Source organism: Rhizocola hellebori (genome assembly GCF_016862955.1).
Taxonomy (GTDB): domain Bacteria; phylum Actinomycetota; class Actinomycetes; order Mycobacteriales; family Micromonosporaceae; genus Rhizocola; species Rhizocola hellebori.
In genome coordinates this window covers 108,081-116,293 of sequence record NZ_BONY01000030.1, presented here as the reverse complement: position 1 = coordinate 116,293, position 8,213 = coordinate 108,081, and the positions used below count along the sequence as shown (strand labels likewise).

Sequence of the window (8,213 nt, the reverse complement as noted above, 5' to 3'; positions counted from 1 at the left end):
GACCGGCATGGGTGACCAGGTATTCATCGCCCTGGGCGTCGCGCACCGCGGCCGCGACGTGCATCTGATGGTTGTGCCACCAGCGCCGCAGGATGGCGGCCTGGGCCTCGCCCAGCTGCTCGGGCCAGAACTGGCTGCGGGGATGCAGGTATTGCGCCTCATGGTTTCCCACCAGCTGGACCCACTGTGCGGGCTGGGTGTTCACGAAGTGGTCGACCAGCTCGAGCACCTCGGCGCTGGCCGGGCCACGGTCAATCAGGTCGCCGACCTGCACGATGACCGTGCCGGGTGGGACCGTCCCGGTCGCGCCGTAGGCTCGCAACACCCAGTGCAGCTGGCTGGCGTGGCCCCCGATGTCTCCGATCACGACTACCCGGCTCATGTGCCTCTCCTCACGTCACCGCCCCACAGTACGTCGTGGACCGTAGAGTGGCAGCGCATCACTGCCATCCGGGGAGGCAACGTGCAGTCGGCGCAGGTTTTCGTGGCGGTGATGGCGGCGGCTGCGCTACACGCCAGCTGGAACGCGATCGCCAAAGGGGTGCCGGATCGGTTCGGGCTGTTCATCAAGAGCTCGATCATCTCGGTGGTCATCGGGGCGGTGCTGGTGTTCGTGGTGAGCCCGCCCGCGGGGCCTTCCTGGCCGTGGCTGCTGGGCTCGGTCGGCATGCATGTGCTCTACAACCTCGGGTTGATGGCGGCCTACCAGCTCGGCGACTTCAACCAGACCTATCCTCTGGCGCGTGGGCTCGGTCCGGTGGTGGTGGCGCTGGTCGCCGCGACGGTGCTGGGCGAGCCGCTGCCGCCGCTGGCCACGGCCGGCGTCGTGGTGATCGCGGCGGCGATCGGGGTACTGGGGCTGACCCCGTGGAAACGGATAAGGCACAACAGGTCCGCGTTGACCGCGGCCGTCCTCACCGGGTTGGCGATCGCCACCTACACCCTGCTCGACGGGGTCGGCGTGCGGCGCAGCGGCAGCGCGCTCGGCTACGCCGTGTGGCTGCTGGCCCTGCACGGGTTGGCCACCATGGCGGCGATGGCGCTCGTCAAGCGCAGCCGGTGGGCGCCCGTGCCGCCGGAGAAGGCGGCGAGCTGGAAGCTCAGTGTGGTCGCCGGGGTCATGTCGATGTCGGCCTACAGCCTTGTCCTGTGGGCACAGTCGCGCGGCGTGCTGGCCGCGATCGCCGCGCTGCGCGAAAGCAGTGTCGTCATCGCGGCGATCATCGGTGCCATCTTCTTCCGGGAGCCGTTGAGCCGCCTGCGGATCACCGCCAGCCTCGCGGTCGCGGCCGGCGTGGTCCTGCTCGCCCTCCCTTAGATCAACCGCGCGGGGGTAGGCCCGCCGCCCAGTATGACGCATCGATGAGCTTCATGGTGGCGATCGAGTCCTCGGGCGGGGTGAGGTTGGCCTCCCGTGCGCCGCCCACCGCTGCGGCGAAGGCGGCCAATTGATAGGTGTAGGTGGGGGTACGGCTGAAGCGCTCGTGCCGCTTGCGGTCGCCCACGGTGACCGTGAAGCGATGCGGGAACTGTGGCGCCACGAAGTTGGTGACCGCCAGCGATCCCCGCGAGCCTTTCACCGTGGCGGAGATCCGCAGCAGCGTCGATGACCACATCGAGGTCTGGGCCCGTCCGGTGGCCCCGTTCGGGAAACTCAGCTCGACCACCATCGCGCGGTCCACCCGCGGATCGCTGCGCAGGGTCAGGGCTCGCGCGTCGGTCACCGTCGGCTCGCCCGGGCCGAGCAGGCGAAGGCAGTGCAGCGCATAACATCCGGCGTCCATCAGCGCACCGCCGGCGAGGGCATAACTGTAGCGGATGTCGGAGAACTTGGGCAGCGGGAAACACATGGCCGTCTGCACCGATTCGATATCGCCGATCTCTCCACTGTGGACGATTTCGGCCATCCGCGCGGCCATCGGGTGGTAGCGGTAGTGGAAGGCCTCCATCACCACCGCGTCCCCGGCGGCCTGTGCCACGGTGGCGGCCTGCGCGGCGTTGGCGGTGAACGGTTTCTCGCACAGCACATGCTTGCCCGCGGCCAGCGCCGCGAGCGTCCACTCCGCGTGCAGGCCGTTGGGCAGCGGGTTGTAGATCGCGTCCAGCTCTGGGTCGGCGATCAGGTCCGCGTAGGTGGCGTGCACCCGCGGGATGCGATGCTTGCGGGCGAAGGCATGTGCCCGCAAAGGATCACGTGCGGCGATCGCCGCGATGCTTACCGTGTCGATCGAGCGAGCTGGTTTGATCAAGGCAGCCGGAGCTATCCGGGCGGCGCCAAGGACGCCGACACGAAGACTGGTCACAATTTGAGTCAACACTACGGCTCGGCGCCTTGTTCAGTGGGCCCCTTCGATGCCAACATCTAGGCCGTGCCCCTTGTCGCTGCCCCGGCTGCGGTCATTGGCGTTAGCGCCGCGGTGTGGTTTCTGATCGCCAAACTATTCACGCTCAACGAGCTGCCCGCTGGACAGTTCGCCAGTGGCTTCGTGTTCGGCGCGGGAGTCTTTCTCCTGCTGGCGGCCTGCCATCAGGCGCCGGTGGCGCCGGTGGTCGCCGCGCGCTGGCGGCGTTCGCTTCTGCTTGGCGTCCAATGCGCGGCCGCATTCTGGTTCGTCGGCGCGTCGGTCTTCGGGTCCACCGCCGGATGGCTGATGGCCGCGACGGGTGGGCTGACGGCTCTGCTGGCCGACAGGCGAACGGCGGTCGACAAAACCGTTGGCGATGTCTATCGCTGGATGCTTGCTGTGGTGTTGCTGGCAGCACTCGGCGAGGTGCTGATCGCGTGGGTGATCAGCGGGCACCTCGCGATCGCCGTGGGCGTCGCGGCCGCGGTGCTCGTCTGCGCGGTGGCGCCGGTCGGCAACTTCCCGCGGTGGTGCGTTCAGTTGGCGGCCCCGCTTCCCGCCGTTTCGCTGCGGCCGGCGTCGACCCAAAATCTGACCTCTCTTCGCGGGTACCGGGCAGAGACCCTCGCCTTCTGTGCCTTCCTTGCCCCCCACGACATCCCGCGCTCGTTAGTGATCAAGGCGGCGATCGACGCGGGGCCGGGCAAGGCGCCCGAGCTCAATTCGCTTGCCGCGACGGCCTTGCAGGAAGCCGGCTCCGATTCGCTTAACGTGGACCCGCTCGCCCAGCAGTTCGCCATCCAGCGGCTGGCGGTCGGTGAGCGCAAGCGGTGGGCCAAGCGCGCCGTGCGCACACTGGCCGCCCACTTTCCTATCGACTACGCCAAGAACCCCTCCTGGTGTGAGCGGCTTACCCCGCACGCGCTGGCCGCGGTGGCCCACGCCGGCAAGCTCGACGTCGAACGCGGCGCTTCCGCGCTGCTGCTCAACCACGTCGCCGGGTTCCTCATTGTCAGCGGGCGGCGCGACGAGGCGTCCCGGGTGCTGAGCCAGGCGCTCGATTTCGCCACGGCGGCCTTCGGCACCACCTCGCCACAGGTGGCCACGGTGCATGCCAACATGACCCGGCTGGCCGATCCGGTGCTCGCGGGCGAGATGCCGGGCACGTTCACCCACACCGACAGTTCGGCGCTGGCGGTGAACTTCACCCGCCTCGGCGACATGCGGCGCGATCTCGGCGATCTGACCGGGGCCCGGCGCAACTACCATGCCGCGCTGGGTCACGCGAAGTCCGCCCTTGGCACGCATCACGAACTTGTCACCGACCTTCGCCAGCGGCTGGCCACCCTGCCCGCGCTGGGAGCCCAGAAGACGGAGGAAAGGCGGCTGCTCGCCCTCGGGCTGGCGGTGATCGTGGTCATGGCGGCGGTCTTCGCCGGGGCGATCCTGTGGCGCGATGCCCAGTTCAACGCGCCCCGTGCCGCGGGTAAGCCGCTGGCAGCCGCCGACGATCTGCGCGATGTCTGCGCCGAGCGGCAGCGCTATTTTCCTGACGCCACAGCGTTTGGCGGCCGCGCCCCGCACCCGATCCAGCTTTTCGCCCAAGCCTCGGGCGGGGCTGCTTTCGCCCGGGAGAACCTCTACGACCCCTCCGGGCTGGTGCCGCCGCACTGGCAGGCCGACGAGTCCAACGTGCGCGAGGTCCAGCTGGTGGGCTGCGTGATCCATCGCGGCACCGGGGCCCAGATCACCGTGTGCAAGGTGGCCGGTCAGCGGGAGATCCCGTTGTACGAAGCCACTTATGAGGTCGGCGTTCATGAGGCCCGGACCGGCCGGATGGTGGGGGAGACCAGCCTGGAGATCACCCGTGGGTCCTGCCCGGCTCAGATCGACCCGCCTGCGCTTGGGGCCCCATGGCAGATTTACGCTGCGCCCACCTTCCACGACTATCGCCTGGCGCTTGGCCGCTACGTCGAAGAGGACCCGGCCACCTATGCGCAGGGGCACCCGAACATCGATCAGCCGACAGTCCGGCTCCAGTCACCATGACGCTGCCATGATGCTCGCTCGTCACCATGGGCGGCATGCGAAGGCTTATTGGCGGCGCGCTCGCCGCACTGGCGATAGTCATGATCACCCCTACTGCGGCGTACGCGTTCGGCGAGTGGCGCGAGGAGGGCATGAGCACGTTCGACCTCCAGGCTGAGAAGTCGGCAGAGGCGAGCTGCCCGGACGGGTCGATGGTGGTCGGCTCCGGCGGGTACGTCCTGGGCGGCGAGGGCAAGGTGGTGCTGACCGGGGTGGTGCCGAACGTCGGCCTGGACACGGTGACCGCCTACGCCAAGGCATTGCCCTACAACCTGGCGCCGTGGGCGGTGGTGGCGCTGGCCGTTTGCGGCGATCGAGACGAGTCCGTGCACCGGGAGATGGGGATCTCGTTCTTCGGCAACGCTCGGGCGCAATGCCCGCAGGGAAAGGTCCTGTGGAGCACAGGTTTCAACGTGCCCTGGTCCACCTTGACGACGACCTACGTCAGCGCGGTCGAGCCGGCGCTGGACCAGACCTCGGTTCTGGTACGTGGCGTCTCCGCCCCTGGCGCAGCCGTGATCGCCTACGGTATCTGTGGTTACGACTTTTTCAGCGGAACCGAGGTGACCTCCGCGGCGACCGCTGTCGTGCCGAGGGGACAGACCTATCTCAAGGTGGATCCGGCCTTCCACGGTGGGCGGGTCTTCGGCGCGGGCATCTCGGCGAACCGGTCCGGGCTGTTCGTCGACGGCCTGGGCATGGGCATCGACTTCAGCCTCCCCGAAGCGGGCTGGGCGAGCGGCCGGATGTCTTGGCTGCCCGGCTCCGGCGGCTCGAAGGCGCCGGCCGCGAGGACGGCCACCGGCGATGAGGTGACCGTCTATGCGCTGACGATCGGATCCTGGTATGACTAGGCGGGTTTGACGCCGATGGCGCGCATCGCCTCGCGATAGCGCGCCTGGGCCCGCTGCGCCTCCCCGTGCTGGCCGCCGGTCACCAGCGTATCGATCAGGGCCCGGTGGCCGGCCTCATCGTAGGGGTCGATGCTGAGCAAGCGCATCAGGTGGCTGATCGCGGCGCTGACCCGGCCCAGCTTGCGGGAGGCCTGGGCCAGCATGCGCAGGGCGCTCACGTGGGCCGCGCGCGCCTCCTCGCGCAGGGCGGTGGACCATTCCGAATAGGGTTCGTCCTCGAACACGTCCGCGCGATAGCTTTGCACGGTCGCGCTCAGCAGCCGGTAGACCTCCGCGGTCGCCCCGCGTTCGCGCAACCGGCGGCCGTGGCCGACGTCGATGAGGAATTCTTCAACGTCGATGCGCAGCCTGGTCGCGTCAAGGCCGATGCTCGCCTGATCGGCCACCAGATAGTGGTCTGCGGGCAGGGCGCGGTCGGGATCCAGTACCCCTTTGACGATGGAGAGCAACACGGAGAGGCGGTGCCCGGTCTTGGCCTGATCGTCGTCGGGCCAAAGCATTTCACACAGCTCGCCGCGGGGTACCGGTCTTCCCCGCCGGGCCACCAAAATGCGCAGCAGGTCGCGTGCCTTGCGTGACTGCCATTGGGTAGCCGGCACCACCTGGCCGTGCAGGCAGACCTCGAAGCGCCCGAAAGCCCTGATCAGGACGGCGTTCTCGGCCTGGCGCAGGCCGTCGCCGGTCACCGGCACGCCCGCAGCGGCGAGGGTTTCGGCGGCCAGCAGCGCGCCGAGCCGGTCGTCGGTCTCGGCACCGGGCAGGTGACCGAGCTTGTTCAGGACCCGGGCGGCATCGACGACCGCGCCCGCGCTTGACCAGATGGCCTGCGCTTCGCGCAGCGCGGCACGGGAACGCGTCGGGTCGGTCTCGGCCGCCGCACGGATCTCCAGTGATTCGGCGAGGCTGGCCGGGTCGCGTTCGGCGCGGGCCACCTTGGCCGCGTCGCTGGCCAGCGCGCCTGCCGTGGCGTTATCGCCGAGGTGCAGGGCGACCCAGGCCTGGGCGAGCAGGGCGGTGACCACCACCCTGTCCGAGGCGAGTCGCGTCGCCTGCTCGGCGGTTTGGGTGGCCGCTTGCGGGTGGTCGGCGACCAGCACCCGGGAAAGCCCGGCCAGGGCGCAGACCCGCACCTGGTTGAGCCCGCCCTCCTCGGCGAGGGTGGCGGCGGCCTCATACGCGCTGCGGGCCTGCTCGGACCAGCCGCGCCGGCGATAGATCTCGCCGAGCCCGAGGTGGGCGGCGGCGGAGCGGCGGGAGCCCATCCGGCGGCAGAGTGCTTGGGCGCGTTCGTATTGGCGGGTGGCCTCGTCGTAGCGGCCGAGCATCAGCAGCGCGTCGCCCTCGTTGCACAGGGCGATCGATTGGAGGTTGCTGTGCCCGGCGGTGATCGCGCAACGGGTGGTCTGCCGGGCCGCCTCCAGCGCCTCGGCATAGCGCGCCTCGTTGAGCAGCTGGTAGGTCCGGCTGGTGAGGATGCGCGCGCGCAACACCACGTGCCCGTGCGCTTCGGCGATGCTCAGCGCCTGTTCGTAGAGCTCGTCGCTGTCGGTGCTCTCGCCGGAAATGCTGTGGCACAGGGCAAGGCTCACGTAGGCGGTGGCCAGGGCGATGTCGTCACCGGACGAGGAGGCTGTGCGACAGGCCCGCCGGGCGGTCTCCAGCGCGGTCGCTGTCTCGCCGAGCTGCAGGTGGGCGCAGGCCTGCCAGGACTGCAGCAGGGCAAGGTCGGTCGTGTTCTGTTCGGTTTCCTCGGCGCGGGTGAACGCTTTGAGCGCGGCGTGCGAATCGCCCCGCAGATAGTGGATCAGGCCCATCCGCCAGGCGACTCCGCAGTCCCATACCGGCTCCAGGTCGGCGACCGTCGCGTAGGCGTGGGCCGCCTTGATCACCGAGCCGGAGGTGCGCAGCGCGTCGCCGAGCAGCAGCTGCTGGCGGCGGCTGCGGTCGGCGGGCTGGATCGCGGTGGTCACCTCGGCGATGACACCGGCGTGCCCGGCCGCGAGCAGGGCCTCGCCGTGCGAGTCGAGCAGGCGTCCACATTGGTCGGGCCGGCCGGCGAGGGCGAAGGCTTTTACCGCGGAGACCGGTGGGCCGTGCTCCTCGTACCAGTGCCCGGCCAGCAGCGCGGCCGCGCCGCTGCGCTCGTTGCGCCGCAACAGATGCGCGATGACCGGGACGAGGCGATCGTCCACCAGCAGGCCGGTGGCGCTGAGGAGCGGGACGATTTCGGCGGCCCGCTGATGACCCAGGGCGTCGGCCAGCTTGATGCTGATCGGCGCCAGGCCGGCCATCTCGCCGAGCAGCTGTAGCGTCTCCGGCCCCAGCGGCCCGAGCACCTCGTCGGTCAGGTAGGTCCAAAGTGGACTGCCCTGTTCGGGCAGGAGCGGATCGCCGTCGGCCAGCGCCTCGCCGGCCAGCCGGACCAGGGCCGGCCAGCCGGCCGTCGCCTCAATCACCCGGTCGCACAGGTCGGGGTCGCGCAGGCCGTAGTCGCTGACCAGCAGGTCAGGCCCGGCCGTCGCGTCGAGCGCCAGGTCGGCCGGGCCGAGCTGGCTGAACATTCCCTGGCCGCGTAGCCGGGCGGTGGAGACGGGCAGCGGATGCCGCGAGGCCATCGTGACCGGCTGCAGCACGGCCGCCTGCAGCAACGAGGTGGCCTGCGCGGCGCTCAGCGGCGGCAGATCGTCTATGACGATGGCGCTCGCCTGCGGCAGCGGCAACGTGGGAAGCCCGCTGAGCCACACGGTCTCCGGATCGAGGTGGCGACGGCGTAGCGCAGTGGTCTTGCCGTAGCCCGCAGCCGCAAGCACAAAGACCACCATGGGAACAGATAACCGGCCCTTTCGCACGTCGGCAACCTGTCCGG

General features: G+C 69.8%; 6 protein-coding genes. 3 read left to right on the top strand and 3 right to left on the bottom strand.

Features of this window, described 5'->3' with window-relative positions; genetic code table 11:
• Positions 1–382: metallophosphoesterase (locus tag Rhe02_RS24380; RefSeq protein ID WP_203910658.1), on the bottom strand; the 382-nt coding region annotated here is incomplete at its 3' end.
• Positions 383–463: 81 nt separating this feature from the next.
• Here Rhe02_RS24380 and Rhe02_RS24375 point away from each other — a divergent pair.
• A complete protein-coding gene (locus Rhe02_RS24375; RefSeq protein ID WP_203910657.1) occupies positions 464–1,318 on the top strand; it encodes an EamA family transporter in 855 nt (284 codons plus the stop codon).
• A gap of 1 nt (position 1,319) precedes the next feature.
• Here the strand turns inward: Rhe02_RS24375 and Rhe02_RS24370 are convergent, their stop codons facing one another.
• The gene (locus Rhe02_RS24370; protein ID WP_203910656.1) at positions 1,320–2,303 is read right to left on the bottom strand and encodes a Gfo/Idh/MocA family protein; all 984 of its coding nucleotides are present in this window, start codon (positions 2,301–2,303) and stop codon (positions 1,320–1,322) included.
• Positions 2,304–2,369: 66 nt separating this feature from the next.
• Between Rhe02_RS24370 and Rhe02_RS24365 the strand changes: the two genes are divergently transcribed.
• Both Rhe02_RS24365 and Rhe02_RS24360 read left to right on the top strand, forming a co-directional pair.
• A complete protein-coding gene (locus tag Rhe02_RS24365) occupies positions 2,370–4,394 on the top strand; it encodes a hypothetical protein (RefSeq protein WP_203910655.1) in 2,025 nt (674 codons plus the stop codon).
• A gap of 35 nt (positions 4,395–4,429) precedes the next feature.
• Complete coding sequence (locus Rhe02_RS24360) at positions 4,430–5,287, top strand: hypothetical protein (RefSeq protein ID WP_203910654.1); 858 nt, start codon at positions 4,430–4,432, stop codon at positions 5,285–5,287.
• Here Rhe02_RS24360 and Rhe02_RS24355 read toward each other — a convergent pair.
• Complete coding sequence (locus Rhe02_RS24355; RefSeq protein ID WP_203910653.1) at positions 5,284–8,169, bottom strand: AfsR/SARP family transcriptional regulator; 2,886 nt, start codon at positions 8,167–8,169, stop codon at positions 5,284–5,286. The two genes, Rhe02_RS24360 and Rhe02_RS24355, sit on opposite strands and share 4 nt — an antisense overlap.
• Between the last annotated feature and the right edge of the window lie 44 nt (positions 8,170–8,213).

What these genes read in the sequence shown, in the direction of transcription:
- Rhe02_RS24360 (WP_203910654.1), top strand. Translation starts at nt 4,430, where the DNA reads ATGCGAAGGCTTATTGGCGGCGCGCTCGCCGCACTGGCGATAGTCATG.
- Rhe02_RS24355 (WP_203910653.1), bottom strand. Translation starts at nt 8,169, where the DNA reads ATGGTGGTCTTTGTGCTTGCGGCTGCGGGCTACGGCAAGACCACTGCG.